Annotated in this window: 18 protein-coding genes and 1 riboswitch; of the genes, 5 read left to right on the top strand and 13 right to left on the bottom strand. The window is 41.8% G+C overall.

All coding sequences use genetic code 11. From position 1 onward, the window contains the following. Positions 1-72: 72 nt before the first annotated feature. Both ACH6C1_RS13280 and ACH6C1_RS13275 read right to left on the bottom strand, forming a co-directional pair. Positions 73-1,338 carry an erythromycin esterase family protein gene (locus ACH6C1_RS13280; protein ID WP_374077748.1) on the bottom strand — a complete coding sequence of 422 codons (1,266 nt, stop codon included), beginning with the start codon at positions 1,336-1,338 and terminating at the stop codon, positions 73-75. 90 nt (positions 1,339-1,428) lie between these two features. Then, positions 1,429-2,373 carry a magnesium transporter CorA family protein gene (locus ACH6C1_RS13275; RefSeq protein ID WP_374077746.1) on the bottom strand — a complete coding sequence of 315 codons (945 nt, stop codon included), beginning with the start codon at positions 2,371-2,373 and terminating at the stop codon, positions 1,429-1,431. A gap of 170 nt (positions 2,374-2,543) precedes the next feature. Next, a riboswitch (TPP riboswitch) is annotated at positions 2,544-2,648 on the top strand. 77 nt (positions 2,649-2,725) lie between these two features. Between ACH6C1_RS13275 and ACH6C1_RS13270 the strand changes: the two genes are divergently transcribed. Genes ACH6C1_RS13270 through ACH6C1_RS13250 form a run of 5 tightly spaced genes read left to right on the top strand, consistent with a single transcriptional unit; the run spans position 2,726 to position 6,950 of the window. Then, complete coding sequence (locus ACH6C1_RS13270) at positions 2,726-3,337, top strand: YkoF family thiamine/hydroxymethylpyrimidine-binding protein (RefSeq protein WP_374077740.1); 612 nt, start codon at positions 2,726-2,728, stop codon at positions 3,335-3,337. Further along, positions 3,334-3,912 (top strand): ECF transporter S component, encoded by a 579-nt coding sequence (locus ACH6C1_RS13265; protein ID WP_374077728.1) that lies wholly within the window; start codon positions 3,334-3,336, stop codon positions 3,910-3,912. Before ACH6C1_RS13270 ends, ACH6C1_RS13265 begins: the two co-directional genes overlap by 4 nt. Continuing rightward, positions 3,909-5,528, top strand: coding sequence for an ABC transporter ATP-binding protein (locus tag ACH6C1_RS13260; RefSeq protein ID WP_374077726.1), 1,620 nt, complete (start codon positions 3,909-3,911; stop codon positions 5,526-5,528). Before ACH6C1_RS13265 ends, ACH6C1_RS13260 begins: the two co-directional genes overlap by 4 nt. Then, positions 5,509-6,246 (top strand): energy-coupling factor transporter transmembrane component T family protein, encoded by a 738-nt coding sequence (locus ACH6C1_RS13255; RefSeq protein ID WP_374077724.1) that lies wholly within the window; start codon positions 5,509-5,511, stop codon positions 6,244-6,246. Before ACH6C1_RS13260 ends, ACH6C1_RS13255 begins: the two co-directional genes overlap by 20 nt. Positions 6,247-6,287: 41 nt before the next feature. Next, entirely contained in the window at positions 6,288-6,950 is a 663-nt protein-coding gene (locus tag ACH6C1_RS13250) for an SOS response-associated peptidase (protein ID WP_374077834.1), read from the top strand. 113 nt (positions 6,951-7,063) lie between these two features. Here ACH6C1_RS13250 and ACH6C1_RS13245 read toward each other — a convergent pair whose 3' ends face one another. The 11 genes from ACH6C1_RS13245 to ACH6C1_RS13195 form a co-directional block, all read right to left on the bottom strand. Then, positions 7,064-7,273, bottom strand: coding sequence for a hypothetical protein (locus ACH6C1_RS13245; RefSeq protein ID WP_374077722.1), 210 nt, complete (start codon positions 7,271-7,273; stop codon positions 7,064-7,066). Positions 7,274-7,580: 307 nt separating this feature from the next. Continuing rightward, on the bottom strand, positions 7,581-7,883 hold the full coding sequence (locus tag ACH6C1_RS19565) for a hypothetical protein (protein WP_483887690.1): 303 nt from the start codon (positions 7,881-7,883) through the stop codon (positions 7,581-7,583). Positions 7,884-7,907: 24 nt separating this feature from the next. Continuing rightward, positions 7,908-8,384 carry a DUF5085 family protein gene (locus ACH6C1_RS13235; RefSeq protein WP_374077718.1) on the bottom strand — a complete coding sequence of 159 codons (477 nt, stop codon included), beginning with the start codon at positions 8,382-8,384 and terminating at the stop codon, positions 7,908-7,910. After that, positions 8,381-8,836: a DUF5085 family protein gene (locus tag ACH6C1_RS13230; protein WP_374077717.1), complete on the bottom strand. Its 456-nt coding sequence runs from the start codon at positions 8,834-8,836 to the stop codon at positions 8,381-8,383. Before ACH6C1_RS13230 ends, ACH6C1_RS13235 begins: the two co-directional genes overlap by 4 nt. 60 nt (positions 8,837-8,896) lie before the next feature. After that, complete coding sequence (locus tag ACH6C1_RS13225; RefSeq protein WP_374077715.1) at positions 8,897-9,697, bottom strand: hypothetical protein; 801 nt, start codon at positions 9,695-9,697, stop codon at positions 8,897-8,899. An 83-nt stretch (positions 9,698-9,780) separates the two neighbouring features. Next, a complete protein-coding gene (locus tag ACH6C1_RS13220) occupies positions 9,781-11,274 on the bottom strand; it encodes a T7SS effector LXG polymorphic toxin (protein ID WP_374077713.1) in 1,494 nt (497 codons plus the stop codon). A gap of 42 nt (positions 11,275-11,316) precedes the next feature. After that, entirely contained in the window at positions 11,317-11,586 is a 270-nt protein-coding gene (locus tag ACH6C1_RS13215; protein WP_374077711.1) for a TIGR04197 family type VII secretion effector, read from the bottom strand. 4 nt (positions 11,587-11,590) lie between these two features. Then, a complete protein-coding gene (locus ACH6C1_RS13210) occupies positions 11,591-12,010 on the bottom strand; it encodes a YwqH-like family protein (protein WP_374077709.1) in 420 nt (139 codons plus the stop codon). Positions 12,011-12,022: 12 nt separating this feature from the next. Continuing rightward, entirely contained in the window at positions 12,023-16,456 is a 4,434-nt protein-coding gene (gene essC / locus ACH6C1_RS13205; protein WP_374077707.1) for a type VII secretion protein EssC, read from the bottom strand. A 44-nt stretch (positions 16,457-16,500) separates the two neighbouring features. Beyond that, a complete protein-coding gene (gene essB / locus ACH6C1_RS13200) occupies positions 16,501-17,775 on the bottom strand; it encodes a type VII secretion protein EssB (protein WP_374077705.1) in 1,275 nt (424 codons plus the stop codon). Between the two features lie 43 nt (positions 17,776-17,818). Next, positions 17,819-18,073, bottom strand: a complete 255-nt coding sequence (locus ACH6C1_RS13195; protein ID WP_095222912.1) for an EsaB/YukD family protein — start codon at positions 18,071-18,073, stop codon at positions 17,819-17,821. Between the last annotated feature and the right edge of the window lie 10 nt (positions 18,074-18,083).

The raw sequence follows: 18,083 nt of genomic DNA, 5'->3' as shown, positions 1-18,083 counted from the left end.
CAAACATGATTTTTACAACTTAAAAGAGGAGCCGAAATATATAACGGCTCCTCGGAAAAATAAATTTTAACTTTATAGCAAAACTCTCTCAACTGCCAAAGGCCTTAAAGCGCTCGTTTCATCAATATAGATGAATCCATCATACCGCTGTGACATATGAGAAGGCACATAATTACCGAACTGTTCAAACTCCGGTCGATACACTACACCTATCGCGCGATGTCCGATCTTCTGCTGGAATAAATGTTTATTCTCTATATCGAAAAAGAGTATTTTATCAAATGCGCCGGCTCTATGCATGAGGTCCTCCCATGATCCCCCAATTGCTTTTGGAACAATCTTCACATCATGATTGACTCCCCATTCATCCGCAGCTATTACTGTTCCTCTGTTCGTACCGAATCCGATGATATACACATCTTCCTGAGCATTTTGCTGCCGTATAAGCTCGCCGACATTGACCATTCCATTATGCGCCATGTCAGTGGCTCTGGCGTCTCCAACATGTGTATTATGCTCCCAGACAATCGCCTTAGCTTTTGAGCCATAAAACTTCATAACCTCGTTCAGAGCATGCACCATATGTGTATCCCTTATATTCCATGATTCTTCATCTCGAACGACCATCGAGCGGTAAAAATGCTCGGCATTATAAGCTACGAGCGCATTTACCTCCAGGTTAAGACGGAGCTCCTCTTCACATGGATACTGATCTTTCTTTTTTTGAATCGTTGCTAATAGCTTTGCAACCTCATCAATACAGCCTTCAGAATATAGACCAGCAGAAACAGCATATTCCTGATTGTCTCTGTTGAATGGTTCAAAACAAGTAAATGCTTTTTTGGCAATTTCGACGTCAGGGGAATCAATCTTCGTTAAGTACGAAATCACTTCCTCCATGGATTCCCAAAGACTGTACATGTCTATTCCATAGAAGCCAACTTTCGGCTGCACGTCGTGATTTTCATTGTATGTCTTCATCCACTCAATCAAATCAAGAATTTCTTCATTCGCCCACATCCACGTCGGCCATCGATTAAAGCTGCTAAGGACCTCCCGAGCTGATTGGCTTTCTGTATCATAGCCTTTGATGTAGCGGTTTACAGCCTGACAAGCAGGCCAGTCCCCTTCTACCGCCACAAAAGCAAAACCTTTCTCCATGATCAGCTTTTTGGTTATCTCCGCACGTACGGTATAGAACTCAGATGTACCATGCGACGCTTCTCCAAGCAAAACAAATTTTGCATTGCCGGTCCTTTCAGTTACGATACTTAATTCCGCTTCACCAGTTAATGGTATTGCGTATTTTTTAATCGATTGTATTGTCTTTAAATCCATTTAAAAACCCAACTTTCACTTTGAAGTGTGTTAGGTTTAAATTGTGATTAATGTGATGAAAAAATACCTTCAGTTAATATTCTGCCACTTTTAATCGACGTATTTTTGCTTTTTCTTGGATTTCAGCATATCTCCTGTCCAGCCCTTCGCCTTCAAGAACCAGTAAACCAGAAGAGTCGAAAGTAGTATTAAGATGAGGGCTCCTGCATACCCGAACTTCCACTTCAATTCTGGCATATCATCAAAGTTCATGCCCCATAATGCGCCAAGCGCCATGACTGGTGTAAAAAGGACAGTCATAACAGTCAGTGTCTTCATAATCTCATTGCCCCTGAAAGAAGAGACGACATCTTCAAAATCAATCAATCCTCTGATTTCCTCTTCATACGCCCGAACAAGATTCTCACAGCGTTCAAAACGATAATGTGTTCGTTTAAAATAGATGTTCTCTGTATATTTCTCCCCAAATGCTTCGACTACACCAGTTTTAACCTCTATAAACGGAATCAAAAAGTTCTTCCATACTAATATCTCATGCCGATTTTCAGCAATTTTGTTAAGCAGCTTTGTATCATTATTCTCTTTTACCTGCCAAAGCAAGTCCTTCAATCTGACTTCATATTGATCGATTTTATGTAAAAATGCTGAAATGATTTCTCCCAGGAGGATCATAAATCCTTCAATCGCATTGTCCGCATGTTGCATTTTAGCGAGAATATCATCTTGGTTTGTAGTCGGCAGCAGCTTAAAATCTAGTGCAGTTGTCAGCAGCGTGGTCTCCTTTACAAAAAAGTGAAAAAGGTGCTTTTCTTCCTTCTTGTCTGCTTCCTGAACGTATATGAGCGAGCCCCAAAGAGCCAGAGAGTCCTGATTTGTCGTCTCCATCTGCAGACTATTCGTGTCGGAAGAATGTATATGTTTTACCCATGGAATATGTATGGTGTATGCGTTTAGCTCGTCTTTTTTCTCTAAATCCTTCTTCTCATCTAACTGAAGCCACTCCCATGCAGTACCTGAAAAAGCGTGCTTCTCCATGTTTTTCCCTCCATTTTTTCTTTTCTACTTCCCTTATATGTTGCGGGATAATCCTTTCTTCTCACCTCACTTTCCACTGTCACCACTCTATAAATCAGAATGTTTCAGCAAGAAATCCTTTACAAATCGAGCTATCTTTTTTACTATAGACGTATCAATTGCATAAGCTTGCGACGCACTGGGGGAGCTGGTAACGGCTGAGAGGAATCAAGTGATTCTGACCCTTAGAACTCGATCTGGATAATACCAGCGTGGGGAAGTGCAGCCAGAATTGCCCTATTTCTTTCTGTATATTCTGCGACTGCGCCCTATGGTGCCGTCGCTTTTTATATGCAAAAAAATAGGAGGAATCATGATGGAAATCCAAAATCATTGCGGGACCAGCCGGATTGCCGGTTGCAGTTTTTCGGTTTATCCAATGGCCGACAGGTTCAAAGAAATTATATTAGAGGCACTAAGAACCGTGGATACGTCGAAAGTATGGATTGAGACGGACGATGTCACTACACTAGTGCGCGGGAGAATACCGCATGTATTCGATGTCACCTCTGCTATTTTCCTGGCAGCAGCCAAAGATGGCGATCATGTTGTGTTCAATGGTACATATTCCATCGGCTGTCCTGGAGATTCTACTGGGGATGTTTATATGGCTGAGGATGAAACGAAGCTGAACCTTCCGAATGTTAAAGATATAAAGCTTGAGACAGCATCCAAATTCTCGCTTTATCCTTTAGGCGGCGGAAATTATATGGATACCATCTATACTCAGATAGAGAATATGCGCACTCGAGGGATCACTGTTTCCAAGTCACATTACTCTACTCGTCTTGATGGCAATGCTTTTGACGTCTTCGATGGTTTGGAGCATGTTTTCACTGAGACTGAGGCGTCCGGATCATCCCATACAGTTATGACGGTGACAATGTCTGCGAACAGCCCGTCTGCCAAGGGTGTAGTCAAATGAAAAGCTGGCGCATGAAAGATATCGTCGTCATGGCAGCACTCGCTGTCGTGTTCGGTATTGTTTATCTCTTATTCCTTCCGGTCAACGTCGTCATGATGGGACTTGTCGGACCAATCGGAACCGATATCATCTTCGGGGTATGGTTCCTCGTCTCCATCGTTGCAGCGTATATCATTCAAAAACCCGGAGTTGCCCTTGTATCGGAAACAATAGCAGGAGTTGTCGAAGTGCTGATCGGAAGCAGCGTCGGACCAATTGTCATCCTTTCTGCTATTGTGCAGGGACTCGGTGCTGAAGCAGCATTTGCTATCACACGCTATCGCTCTTATCATGTCCTTGTATTGATGGGTGCTGGTGTTGGAGCTGCCATCACAAGTTTCATCTGGGGTTATTTCCGCGGCGGCTTTGTGGCTCTTGACCCTTCTTACGTTGTGCTTATGCTTGTTGTCCGGATCATCAGCGGAGCTGTCATAAGTGGCTTGATCGGCAAAGCAATCAGTGAGGCGCTGGCGAAAACAGGAACATTGACTAGCTTTCCTCTTGGCAAAACTTATCGCCAGCGAAAAGCAGGATGAAACAACCCCTTCTGGAAGTAAACCAGCTTACCGTGACATTTGAGGAAGAAAGCAATCCTACCTTATCTGATTTGAGTTTTACGGTCCAGGAAGGAGACAGCATACTCCTGCTTGGACCAAGCGGATCCGGTAAGAGCACACTCACGTACTGTTTGAACGGGTTGTATCCAAAAGAACTTGATGGAAAGATGAGCGGCAGTATCTACTTCGCTGGATCCAAGATCGAGGATTTCAAAAGTGGAAAAATCAACTTAGAGGTTGGTACTGTATTTCAGGACCCCGAAACACAGTTCTGCATGCTAACCTTAGAAGACGAGATTGCTTTCGGCTTAGAAAATAAAAAAATGGCTCCTGATTTGATGAATTCAGAAATCGATCGTGTCCTTTCCCTTGTAGGTTTACAGCATCGGAGAAAAGATCAAATTCACACCCTATCCGGCGGACAGAAACAAAAGCTTGCACTGGCTGCAGTTTTGGCTCTCGAGCCTCGGATGCTTATTTTAGATGAACCGACGGCCAACCTGGATCCGGCTGCGAGCAAAGACCTTGTCGAAACAATACGTAAGTTAAAAGAACAGCAGGATATCACACTTTTTATCATAGAGCACAATATTGACTATTGGCTGCCAATTATTGACCGGACAATGCTATTGGAGCGAGATGGCTCTTTATTCTTTGACGGAGATTTGAGTGAAGCAGTCAATCTCTATGACGAGGAGCTGCAGCAGCGCGGCATTTGGCTGCCAGAAGCAGTTCTGCTTGCCAAGCAAGCACAGCTTCCAAAGCCTTGGCCGCTTACTGTTGACCTTCTCCCTCATGGTTTGCAGTTTCAGACGAAAACTTCAGAGGTTTTGCAGAAGAAAGAGCAAATCATTCAGGTGGAGAATGCTGTTTTTCGTAATAAAGAAAAGGTCTTGCTGGATATCCCTGCCCTTACTATTAAGCAAGGAGAATTCCTGGCTATTACAGGTAAAAACGGCAGCGGAAAGACACTTCTTTCCCGACAAATTACTGGATTGCTGAAGCCCACAGCCGGAGATATCGAATTTCTCGGAAAGAAGTTACGTCGTTGGAAAACAAATGAACTCTACCAGCAAATCGGTTATGTATTTCAAAATCCTGAGCATCAGTTTCTTACAGACTCTGTTTGGAATGAAATCGCCTTCGGACAGACAGTAAACACGGATGAAATTCAGAGGGTCTTGGAGGAAATCCAGTTAGCTGTACAAGCCGATAAGCATCCTTTCACCTTGAGCCAAGGTCAAAAACGACGGCTCAGTGTAGCGACCATGCTTGTTCAAAAACCTCAACTGCTCGTGCTTGATGAACCGACATTCGGTCAAGACAGCCATACTACTGAAGTACTGATGGATCTAATCTGGAGACATCATCAACGCGGGTGCACCATTGTCATGATTACACATGATATGGAACTGGTCGATCGTTTTGCTTCGCGCGTGTTGATTGTGGATCAAGGGCGTATAGTAGCAGATGACCAGCCTGCAGGAATTTGGAAGAGAAAAGATCTGTCAGACTATGGACTCTCCCTTCCCGCAAAAGAAGCTTATAATAAGCGGACACAGGAGGACAGTCTCTATGCATCATATCAATCCTAGCATCAAAGCAGGGACAGTGACGATAGCAGCAATCGTCATTGCTTTCCTCTTTGATCCATTGGCACTGCTTTTGTATATAGGCTGGACCATGGCTGTCACATTGCTGTTGGGTAAAGTACAGATAAGGAAGTACCTCCTCTATCTGCTTCCCTTCACCCTGTTCGCTATCGGTATGCTCGTATCCACTCTGCTGTTTGCGAAAACACCGGAAAATCCTTCTGTCACACAGCAGTTCCTCTTCTGGGACTTGCCGAAAGAAACGGTGCAGGATGCACTTGCATTAGCTATCCGAGTTTTCAGCTACGCTACACTGTCCTTGCTATTTGTCCTGACAACAGACAAGGTGGCGTTCATCTTAAGTCTTATACAGCAATGTCGCGTTTCACCGAAACTGGCATACGGCATTTTAGCTGGCTATCGCTTTTTGCCTTTATTAAAAGATGAATTGACGACGATCCGCTCTGCGCATCTTATTCGGGGAGCCAAAACGAAAACAAGCAGATTCAGCAGATATAAACAATACACGATTCCCCTGCTGGCAAGTGCGATCCGCAAAGCTGAACGGACTGCCATAGCCATGGAATCCAAAGGCTTCACAGGAGAAAAAGACCGCACATTTTACCGTACGTATCATACTAGTTGGACAGATTGGATGTTTGCTGCAGTCATGCTTGCCGCCATTGCGCTATGTATCATCGTTTCCAAGTCGTTTCAGTAAACGGCAGAAGGGTTATAATGGAGAAAAAAGGAGAGATGAAGATGTGCGGCAGATTTACATTACTCACTCCCTGGGAAGAGCTCCTGCGAACCTATGATGCTGTCTCAGAGATGGAAGCACTCGAACCAAGCTACAATATCGCTCCAACGCAGCAAATTGCAGCAGTCATCCATGACGGGACCAAACGCCGGCTCGGAACCCTGCGCTGGGGACTCATCCCGCCTTGGGCACCAGATAAGAAAATCGGCAGCAAAATGATCAATGCCCGATCCGAAACACTGCTGGAAAAACGCAGCTTCAAGAAAGCATTTCAGAAACAGCGCTGCCTCATTCCCGCTGACAGCTTCTACGAATGGAAAACCGAAGACGGTAAAAAACAGCCCATGCGCATCCAGCGCAAAGATAAAAACCCACTCACATTCGCAGGTCTATGGGAGAAATGGCAGGATGAAGATGGAAGCAACATCTTCACCTGCACCATCATCACAACCGAAGCAAACAGCTTCATGCAGCAGATACATAACCGAATGCCGGTTATACTGTCAGCTGCCTCCCAGGACATCTGGCTTGATCGGGAACAGCAAGACCCAGATAAATTGCAGGAATTATTGAAGCCTTATTCCGAGGAATTGACGGCTTATCCTGTCTCTACGCTAGTGAATTCGCCGAGGAATAATAGTGAGGAATTGATTAATCCATTGTGAAAGGAGCATGCCCGGGGGCATGCTCTTTTTTTGCAGTAAATTGTATACTCAATATTTAAGACTAGAATCTTTTTGGATAAAATGGAGTCTCCTCTTTAATTCTTTTGGTTCTATTACTTTCGTGTAAACTCATATTCAGAATCTCCACTACATTTTGCTGCGGGTATACCCGCTTTATATCTTTGAATAGCTTCTCTAGTAGCGATGCCAATATCAAATGTTTTATCAAAAGGGGTACAATAACCCAAACCCATGTGTTGTCCAAATTTATCCAATAAGTCATCTAATGTTCCTTTTTCTATGATATTCTCAACTAAGCACAATGTTAACGAGGTATCATCTGACCAGGTACCTGGAGGTTGGTTATAAGTACCATAACCTTATATGTCATCTATATTAAAAGTACCCCTTTTTTTTAAACTCCACAGGAACTCCAATTTAATTCCCTAAAAAAGCACTATACATAGTTGGAAGGACTCTATTTTTTATATTCAGCCTTAAAAATCATTTTATTATCATCCTGCCATCTATCTACCATTCTTCTTCCTGACATATTCTCACTTACTTATCTAAACTCAAATTTAGGATATTCTTTAATCTTCTTTTCTAATAGCAGTTGCAATGCGACATTTAAACTTCGATCCGTAGGGGAAATGGCATAATGATGAGGGAAGCGATATCTTCACCTGTACCTTGATCATAACCGAAGCAAACGACCTTATGCAGCTGACCCATAACCGAATATCTGTCATCCTGTCGGCTACCTCCCAGGACAAATGGCTCAATCAGGAACAGCAGATCTTGATAAATTACAGCCATTGCTAAAACCATATTGCGAGGAATTGACAGCTTATCCAGTTTTAATGTTGGTGAATTGCCGAGGAATAATAATGAGGAATTGATTAATAGATTGTTAAAGGAGCATGCAGACATGCTCCTTTTTATGTAGATGTTTATTTAACTAAAATTATAATTATCTGCATTTATCTTATACCCAATACTCATTTCCACATAATCAATTCCAGAGAGACTGTTCTTAAACTCTATAAAAACTGGAGTAGCTTGCTCTAAATGATTCACTTGTAAATAACTCACTAGTTCCCAATATTTTTTTTGAGATTCACGATCAAAATTCTTCATTATTCTCTTCATCACCATTGGGCTTAGAGTAAAATAACTGTGAAATCTAATCTCTTCCTCTGAAGTAACTAGACCTTTTATTGAATCTTCCTCTACTGATAAGAAAATTTCTGCCATCATAATCTCACTTTGAGGATCGCTTAATATGGAAAAGAACATATTTCCAGACAAATGCAGACCACAGCCTTCTAAAATACGTCTAAAATCATCCATCGCTTTATCGATATCTTGAGGTCGGAACTCGTAATATTTAGAAGCTACATTGCGATAAGAAAACTTGTGGTTGGTTATCAATTGGAATCGCCCCGCTTTATAGGTACATAGACATCTATAATAATGTCCTCATATACTTCTAGCAAAAAACAATAATATGTGTCTTCCAACTCTATATTTTTCGAATCTGCATAATCCTTGATTTTGGAGTATGCTGTTTGAAAATCTATTTCTTCTGAAGCCTGACGCAAAACCAATGCCTCTCCTACTTCAAACTCTGGCTCAAATCGAAAATTTGGATGTGCCTCTAGTTCCACCCATTCATTTATTGGTAGAAAATATTCGAACTTTCCAAACTTAGGCTCATTTTCTACTGTTTTGACTGAAAAGAAAATTGGACCATTTCGATAGATATCTTCGTTCAAGGTGAAGTTTTCCATGACAACTACACCTTCCTGCCAATCCTCACGCAGCATGGTATCCTTATATACTAATACATTGGAAAAATAAACTTGCTTTGCTTCAATGTTCATGAAAATTATTTCCCTTCTCAGAATATATGGTGTTAAACTTTCTTTTCTTATGTACATTGATTAAGGATTGAGACCTTTTTTCTTTTTCGTACGTTTAAAACTTGAATTATATGGAAATAAATTCCCATTCTTGCTATAATTAAAGCTTTTAAATCTAATTTTACAATATAGGATAATAAGTTGTTCTGGAAGTACGAATTGCATTGCCAAGAATATCAAAGAAGATATTACAAATATGAAAATCTCTTGGATATAATTTATATCAATAGAATTCAAAATAGAAATAATTATCAATGCTAAACCAACACTTCCAACCATAATAATTGGCTTTTTACTATTGATAAGTGACTCCCATTTTGATCTTGACTCTACTTTGTTTGAATCAATCCTGAAAGCACCTCTATTTAATAGTATTAATAACCGGAGTAAAGTTAACACTAAGACAAGGATTGCTGCGGTTATTAACATACCTGCAAGGCTAATTACTTTTGACTCATCTACCTCTGGCAGTCTTCCGATTGATAAAAGAGCTGCCATGAAGAAAATCCATCCAAACAAATTTTGTGATATTATTATCGTCAGTAAGTATTGTAACCTTTGGTACTTTTTGGAGATTGATGGGAAGCTGAAGATTAGAGAGAAGAAAGTAATCCCAACTGTAATCCATAGATGATACTCCCTAATAATCTCTTTATTTGGAAAGGTGGAATAATCAAAAACGACTATATAAGTTAACGAGAACAAAATAGCTGTTAAAATAATCGATACGATTATCATAATGCGTAAACTTTCAATACTTTGTCGGTCAGATTCTAAAGAACTTCTGAATGCTGCAAAATCTTGTTGTTTTAATTCTTTCAAAGGATCGCCCCCTACTTACATTTACTTGATGTAAGATTATGTGAAAATTAACTAGAGAATTAAATGGATTGACTTACAAAAATTTATTTAAACCAGCCTTTTAATTTTTGGAATCCTCCTTTAGCTCTATCCATAATCGATTTCTCACTCTTACCAAATTTCAGGTTCAGCATTGCATTTGCTGCCACACCTGCTGCTACTCCTATAGCTGTCCCGACACCAGGAATTGGAATAAATGCTGTTCCTGCCGCGGTAAAACCTGCTTGTACAGCTGTACTAACTGTTGTATCAATCGTTGTATCCTCAACAGCTCTTATATGGGCGTCTGCTCCCTTTAAGCCTTCTTTTTTAGCGTCATTATAATTACTATAGTAACCAAGGCCAACTCCGAGAGGTGCTATCGCTTTTCCAGCTGTTTTGGAAATACCTTTGACCGTATCGTCTAGATCACTTACTAATGATTTCACATTAAAAGTATCTTTTATCCCGCCTTTAAACCCTTTACGCCATTCTTGTTTGAAAGATTCGTATTTCTCTCCAATCGATGCTTTCTTTTTCCAGCCATTAAGCATTGGGTATTTCTCAACAACTGGCTTTCCTGTAGTAGACCATACATGCTTTCCTGCTTTTTTATCATAATACATTAACGTTGCTTTCTGTTTATACTTTACTTTCGTATCATAGGTCCAGTGTTTTTTTGCAATACCAGACTGTTTATGTTTGAGCTGCTGTCTCGCATGAAAGTCCGGTTCTACACCTAATTTTTTTAATGCATCTTCTGATGCATAAATACGGTATATAGGTTTACCTGTAGTCTTATCAACTGAACGTGATACTGTTAATCCTAAATCCTTTGCCGCTTGCATTACGGGCTTATTGGTCGTATATCCAGACACAGCATCCTTCATGTAGGTAATATTTGTAGTTGCCTTGTTTAACGCTGCCATGACATTTGCAAATGATGAATCAGCTCCTGTATTAAAACGTTCAGTTCCCGATTTCTTGCCTGCTTCCGTCATGGCGTTACCTATTTGATCAATTACTTTATTCAATCCACCAATGTCATCGTAATTGGATGATTGATAACTATTCAGGTTCTCGTTTGTAGTCTTTGCGACCTCTTCAGATTTTTCTTTTTGTATGGTGGATTCCTTCAGCTGTGGTTTATCCAAGCTGCAAATATCCAAGATTCCATTGATTGTTTTATGGATGGAATCTTCCTCAGTTTCTAGCTTAGCATGTTGAGAACCTACTTCTTTATTAATTTCTGTGAGATAGTCATTTTCAATGATAGCAGCTTTATCTGTATCCACGACAGTAGCAAAAGTCTCTATGTGAGTGGTTAAATTTACCTCTAATTCACTCCATAAATCTTGAAACAATTTGATAGTCATTCCATGTACATTAGTATAATAACTTTTTGCATTATCCGCTGCTTTTCCACTAAAGGAATCCATCTTAGTAATTTTATCTATATCTGAATTTAACTTTTCTAAAACCTCTTTAATATTACTTGAAATATTGGCCAAGTCCTCCGAAAATCTACTAACCTCACTCATGTCCACTTTATGCCCCATTATTCTAACCTCCACGAACAATCTATTCTTCGGACTGTTGTTTTATTTCTTACCTAACTGCTCATCAGTGTCCCGCATTGTTTCTCCTACCTCTTTCAATGTTTGGATATCCTGCGTCAGTAAGGTCTTATATTTGTCCAAAAGTTCTAGTGCTTTTATCATTTGTTCTAGATCTTTCGTAAATGGCGCAATATTTGTTTTTTCCAGCGTATAACTTTTATGTTCGCTAAAAAGTAAAGCTTCTGCCGATGCTTTTAGACTACTGACATTGGATTCGAATACTTCCATGTTTATAGCTACTTCCTTAGCCATACTCTCACTCCTTCTCCTTCTCCTGCCTTATTCGACCTTCCACGTTGCTCAAAGACATAGTTAAGTTCTCTGCACTGGCTAGACAACTAGCACGATTCGCTTCGAAGCGGACTATTTCATCATCAATTGTTTCTTTCGCTTGTTTTGTTTTTTTAAGAAAGAGCTGGACTTGTTCTTTGTATTCCGCATAAGCGTCTGAAAAGCGGGTTTCTTCTTTCCCCTTCCAGCGCTTTTTGTCTATTTCAAAGGAGTCAATTTTACTTTTGTCTGCTTCGAGTGCAGTGATATTTGCCTGAAGACTGTTAGAAGCCTCCTGGAGGCGACTGATTTTATCGCCCCAGATATTTGCTTGGCTTCTTGCATCACTGATTCCATTCAGCAAAGATCGTTTTCGTGATTGCAAAATGCTCAGATTCTTACTCAAAGAAATATCCTCCTACTCCGGTATTTTCACTTTCACATGCTGGTGATCCAAGGCTACATAGCACTCGTACGGCTCAGGATATTTCTCCTGGCGGATAAAAGGCTGTTTGAAGATATCCTGATCGCCCAATCGCATACCTACGAGACCGAATATGGCTTGATTGCGAAGATACTTTGGTACTTGTTCATAGCTCATGCCAAGATAGTTGTAGTCGCTGCAAATGATGAAATGAATGCCCGCTTTGCTGCCGCGTTCCATCATGAGAGTAGCTTCTTCAAGAGTAAGTCCGGCACGTTCCGTGAAGTCCTGCAGGTCTGCAATTTGAACGAGCCATTTTGGTTCCGATACTCCATCTGAATTTCGTTGCTTGATCTCATTTATAAGCTCATTTTTGATAGTTGAGATACCAATTGATTCAGATACATAAGCGTGCATGTCTTTCCCTACGTCAGCCATATCCTGGTCTGCTGTATCAATAAGCATCGTTTGATAAACGTCTTTTAATAAAGTAACGTTCTTCGCGACAGATCTGATCATACGATCCAATCCATCTTTCCGGTCGCTGATGACTGTCATATGATCATATTGCGCCGGATTATAGGCAACAGGCAATACTTCTTCAAAATCAAGCCCAAGCGGTACTTTCTTCTCTTCCAATATCCGTTTGGTACGGCGCTGTTCCTTGAATTCAAGGAAGTCGACGACACCTTCTGGCATCATCGGGATAGCATCTGGATAGTCTCCATCCCATACTTCGTTCATGTCTTTCGCTAAGTCTTGAATCCGATCAAGGATTTCCAATGCTTCTTCCCCGTGTTCAGGCAGCATGGTCTGGAATAATGCTGGTTCCTCCATTTTTACAAGACCTCGGCCTGCGATTTCTTCAATTTCTATATCGGTGCGTCCTACAATCGATCTTGCTTCGTTGGACTCGATCAGGTACAAAGCGATTTGTGTCTTGATATTGGACAGCAAAGGCATGCGCATCGCACTTTGGCGGCCGGCACTGATAATCAGATGAATTCCGATGCTGGCACCTTCCCGTGCAATCTGTGTGATGACCTTCTCGAAATCGTCACCGAAATCACTGTCTCTGACAGACTCATAGTTATCAATCACAATACAGATATTCGGTACAGTCTCTCCGCTTGCTTTTTCGAACAGGCCTATGTTCGCCACACTGTACTGGCTCAGCTTTTGTTTACGCTGCTTCATGACCCCATTCAGCATTCGGATTAATTTGCCTACTTTCTCGACTTGATCGACGAGGAACGTATCGGCTACATGCGGCAGATTCTTCAGAGGCAACAATCCGTTTGTACCAAAATCGAGTAAATATACATGCAGCTGTTCCGGGTTATGCTGTCTCACCAAATCCATGACAACTGTCTGCAGGAATGTCGATTTCCCGTAACCTGGACTCGCAAATACAGCAATATGTCCGTCTTTGGATAGATTTAGCGTCAATGGAATCTGCTGCTGCATTTCCGGCTGGTCGAGTAAACCAATCATCGGCTCCAAAGGCTTTTTCGGTTCTTTCCATGCATCGCGGAATGAAACTGGGTGAAGTTCCGGCCCGAAAATCTTTTCTGGCAGAGGCGGCAGCCATGGACGTGCTAAAGGTTCAATGCGCTGCTGTTCTGTGTAATCCGCAATATGATCAATGATGGCATCAAGCTCTGATGGAATCTTTTCGATGGATTCCTTCTTCTCCAGTCCGCTTAAATCTTCCGTTAGAATGTCATATTGCCCCAGATCATTGATACTGTAGATGGTAAGATCCACATGGTCTTCATCGTTTTTATCCGGAATATAGTCTGCTCCGCTCCATGCACTCTGGAACAGTTCATAGATTTCATTGTTTCCAACTTGCAAATAAGCACGGCCGGGCAGTGTGATTTCTGCTGCATCAGGTGTTTTGATAATTTCATTCGAATCGCTTGCATTCTGTACCTTCAATGCCAGCTTGAACTTGGAGTTGGACCAAATTTGATCATCTACTACACCGCTTGGCTTCTGTGTCGCAAGAATCAAGTGGATACCCAAGGAACGTCCGATACGGGCCGTAGAAACAAGTTCCTTCATAAACTCAGGCTGTTCGGACTTCAGCTCGGCGAACTCATCTGAAATAAGGAATAAATGCGGCATTGGTTCAGCTGCTTTTCCTTGTTTGAATAGCTTCTGATATTGGTTAATATGGTTGACGTTATACTCGCCAAACAGACGCTGTCTTTTTTGCAGCTCTGCTTTAATGGAAGCTAAAGCACGCATTGATTGTGCACGATCCAAGTTGGTGATTGTACCCATCAAATGCGGCAGATTGCGGAACAGATTCGCCATTCCCCCTCCTTTATAGTCAATCAGGAGGAATGCTACTTCATAAGGATGGAAGTTTACAGCAAGCGAAAGAATATACGACTGGATAATTTCCGATTTACCAGATCCTGTCGTACCCGCTACCAATCCGTGCGGACCATGTGCTTTCTCATGAAGATTAAGTTGGACAATATCTTCTTTTCCTCGCAGTCCAAGTGGTACAGCAAGAGTCTTGTATGTCTCATTTTTGCGCCAGCGTGCTTGAATCGCTAATTCTTCTACCTTCTCTACTCCATACATCTCCAGGAACGTTACTTGTTCTGGGATGGAATTCTTCAGGTTTTGGAGATGGTTTAGTGGAGCCAAAGCCCGAGAGACCGCTTCTTTGTTGAAATCCTCCGGGAAATGATCTGGTTTGAATGCTTTGTTGACGAGCTCAGCTTCTTCCAGGATGATTTTTCCGTCATTGCTATCACGGATATCGATGACTGTTTTCACATGCTCCGGCAATGCCCGCATCACATCTTGAACGAAGACTAGCGATACGCCGTATTGACTTGGATCTTCATTGAAAAATTCCATGATTGTATGATCCAATATCAGCTTTTCATCGGTAATAAGGACAACATAATGTGGTGAGAAATAAAGCTTCTCATTCGAATTGCTTTTTTCATCTACTTGCAGCTTCCGCTCTTTCAGCACTTGATACAAGCTATGGAGTACTTGGTCGCGGGAACGTTCATGATAAATGAAGCCTCGAACATTGATGTCTCGCACACTTGCATGCGGCAGCCAGCGCATCCAATCCCACTCTTGCTTTTCTTCTTCCGGGAAAATCGTAACGAACTGCAAATCATGATAACTGTGGAATAAAGAAAGCTGCATCACTAATAGCTGAAGCTGCTCCAGAACAAGCTTTCTTTGTCCGATATAACCGACCGGTCCCTTCGTCAGGGACGTGATGACCGGAACATCCTGCAATTCTTTGAACTGGTCTAGTAAATGTCTTGCTTCATCCACCAAATCATCTTGCTCCTGTGTGAATTCTTCCTCGTTGTAGAGAATTTCAAAGCTTGTATCCACGCGCCCTAACCCTGTACGGAAGTTCAAAAAATCGTGGTGGTAAGGTGTTTTCTCATAAATACGTGCTTCTGTCGCAGCTGCCATCTCAGATATTTTCTGAACATCAGGATAGTGGTAATGAAGCGCATGTCGCTGTTCTTCACTTGCATGATATAGTTCCTTCGTTTTTCTCTTTAGGTAACTCTTATACGTTGCTTCTCTGTGTTTCATGTCCTCTTTGTATTTACGCACATTTTTCACATAAGACGTGATGGAGAAGATGACCGTAACCAAAGTGGCGATCACCATAACGATGATGAAAATCCCGCGTGGCTGAACCAGTGAAATAGCGACCAAAGCCGCTATCATGACAAGCGGCGGTACAATATTCCTCGCCAATTGCTCGCTTGGCTTACTAGGCTTATTGGCTGGTTTGGCAATCGTGCGTTTCTCCTCCGGTTCCCGGTAAATGATGCGCGGAGAACGATGGTAGTCCGGATACTCCCCGCCGTATGGTTTTTCTTGACCGATCAACTCCGTGAAGGAAGCACCCAAACCTCCATTCGAGTTGATTTCGATCGTATCGGCGTAGATTGTCATCATGACGCCATCTACAAACAGGATATCTCCATCTTCCACCAGTGCATCATCTTGGAGCAGGCGGTAGTTATGGTAGACGCTTCCGCTACGTAAATCTATTCGAAAACCATCCACACCTGTTTCACGCAAAAGTACAAAATCGGCTTTCCAATGCTGTTTACTTATATCATTGTAGGTCGCCGCACCGCATGTGACAGATTGCTGGCCGGCAATATCAAATACGTTGTACATATTCGTATCAATTACATATAGCTGCAGTTCTCCTATTTGTTTAGCAGCACGAATCTCCTCTTGCTGATAGGATAGTTTCTGTCCGTCCCAGTCCAGTTCTATCATAGTTGTCAGTCCAGCTATCGTTACCTGGTCCTTGCGCTTATCCCCGATGATTACAGTCTGACCTGATTGTTCTGGCAAATGGCATTTATGCAGTTTATCTTTATATGCTATGAGCAGTGTTTTATGTGCCATCTATTCTTCTTCCTCTCTATGCACTCCATCCATCGCTGAAGACATCATTTCTCTTCTTCTTGTTTATTCTCATCAGCATTTTGATCCTCAGTGTTTTGCTGTTCCTCTGTTGCAGCTTCCTGATCAGGTGCCGCTTCATTACCGGATTCCTCACCAAGTGGATCCATATTATATTCTTCCAGCAATTTATCCAGCTGATTTTGGAAATCATCAACTTGTCTGTCACGATCCGTACCCGATAGATCCGGATTGTTCTTCACTTGTTCGATTTTCTTGATCAAGCCGTAGATGATCAGCTGCGGATCATCGATATACTTGGCTTTATTCAAGGAAGTATCGAATTCTCCACGACCGTTATAGATCCAATAAAGCAGATAATCTTGGTCACTCTTCAAGGATACATTTTTTAAAATTGATTCTTTTTCTTCATCAGATAAAGCTTCTACTTGGATATAGGAATACGCCAGTGCATATTTTGTCTGGCTCGGCAGCTTTTCCGGATCCTCTTCTGCCAAAGTTGAAATAACGTCATTGTAATTGTCCGCTAGGAACTCACCGTGCGCTTCCAATTGCTTATCTTGGAAAGGGTCCTTGATCAGCGCAAAGTAAACAAGCGGCGCTGCCAGCAAAACACTAAGGATAATCATGATGATGGATAAGTGTTTATATAACCTAAAACGTTTTGTCGGTAAAAAGCTCATCGTTTTATCCGTTTTTTTCTGTTCCTTTGCATAGCTCTCTTGCAGGAATTGCCTTAATGCATCAATCGTTTCAAGCTTTTGGATTCTCTTCTCAAAATCTGATTCATTTGCATTCTCAAGGGAGCCATGATAAAGCTGATCGAATGAATATTTCTTCGAGAACATGGCGATGCTCAAGCATTTATATTGTTTAAGGAATGTCTCTGACTGCATATCGAATGGGGGTACGATTTCACGGACACCGCGATGAATCACTTGCGGCATCAAGTTCTCATCGAAGACGAGATTGTCAGGATGAAGGAAAAACGTGATCCGACTGGACAAAAAGCGTTCAAGTTTGCCAATATTGCTCAAAATGCGCAGTTTATCATCTTGGCGCAGCTTTTGGACGTCAGACCACTTTTTATGATTGGGATTGGTGTTGTAGATGAAAGCTAAAGTATCTTCCTCTTCTTGTACCTCCATTGGTACAAACTGATCGGAAGGTTGGTGCATCAAATGAAGCTGCCGGATATCTTTTACCGAGGTTTGTGATTTGGGCATTGTTATCCGGATAGTTTGTTTATCCTGCTGCAGGGTATATGTAGCGTTATCCAATTCTATTTTTCTCTCATTCATGTTTTGCTGGCTCCTTCACAATTGGCACACACGGCTCTTTACATTATAAGACTACAAGTACATCGCCGTCTGTGACTGGATAGTCTCTTAGATAGTCATCATCCGCCAGGACAAGATGCTTGGTTACGATCTTGATCGTGGAATGAATGTCATTTGTTTCGATATGCAATGTATCCATTACGTGATGAAGCAGCTGCTTCACCGTTAGTTGGGTGGGGATTCGCAAGTCATAGACAGATCCTTCTCCGCTGACAGATTGGAAGTCCATCGTGACGTTAATATGTTTCGTGTTGGCCATCGTCTTTCTC

The organism is Terribacillus sp. JSM ZJ617, assembly GCF_044383785.1.
Taxonomy (GTDB): domain Bacteria; phylum Bacillota; class Bacilli; order Bacillales; family Amphibacillaceae; genus Terribacillus.
Note: the sequence above shows the minus strand (reverse complement) of the source record. Positions and strands in the feature narration are given on the sequence as shown.

Coding starts and splice junctions, on each gene's coding strand:
- ACH6C1_RS13280 (WP_374077748.1), bottom strand. CDS start 1,338: ATGGATTTAAAGACAATACAATCGATTAAAAAATACGCAATACCATTA.
- ACH6C1_RS13275 (WP_374077746.1), bottom strand. CDS start 2,373: ATGGAGAAGCACGCTTTTTCAGGTACTGCATGGGAGTGGCTTCAGTTA.
- ACH6C1_RS13270 (WP_374077740.1), top strand. CDS start 2,726: ATGATGGAAATCCAAAATCATTGCGGGACCAGCCGGATTGCCGGTTGC.
- ACH6C1_RS13265 (WP_374077728.1), top strand. CDS start 3,334: ATGAAAAGCTGGCGCATGAAAGATATCGTCGTCATGGCAGCACTCGCT.
- ACH6C1_RS13260 (WP_374077726.1), top strand. CDS start 3,909: ATGAAACAACCCCTTCTGGAAGTAAACCAGCTTACCGTGACATTTGAG.
- ACH6C1_RS13255 (WP_374077724.1), top strand. CDS start 5,509: ATGCATCATATCAATCCTAGCATCAAAGCAGGGACAGTGACGATAGCA.
- ACH6C1_RS13250 (WP_374077834.1), top strand. CDS start 6,288: ATGTGCGGCAGATTTACATTACTCACTCCCTGGGAAGAGCTCCTGCGA.
- ACH6C1_RS19565 (WP_483887690.1), bottom strand. CDS start 7,883: ATGTCTGCATGCTCCTTTAACAATCTATTAATCAATTCCTCATTATTA.
- ACH6C1_RS13230 (WP_374077717.1), bottom strand. CDS start 8,836: ATGAACATTGAAGCAAAGCAAGTTTATTTTTCCAATGTATTAGTATAT.
- ACH6C1_RS13220 (WP_374077713.1), bottom strand. CDS start 11,274: ATGGGGCATAAAGTGGACATGAGTGAGGTTAGTAGATTTTCGGAGGAC.
- ACH6C1_RS13215 (WP_374077711.1), bottom strand. CDS start 11,586: ATGGCTAAGGAAGTAGCTATAAACATGGAAGTATTCGAATCCAATGTC.
- essC (WP_374077707.1), bottom strand. CDS start 16,456: ATGGCACATAAAACACTGCTCATAGCATATAAAGATAAACTGCATAAA.
- essB (WP_374077705.1), bottom strand. CDS start 17,775: ATGAATGAGAGAAAAATAGAATTGGATAACGCTACATATACCCTGCAG.
- ACH6C1_RS13195 (WP_095222912.1), bottom strand. CDS start 18,073: ATGGCCAACACGAAACATATTAACGTCACGATGGACTTCCAATCTGTC.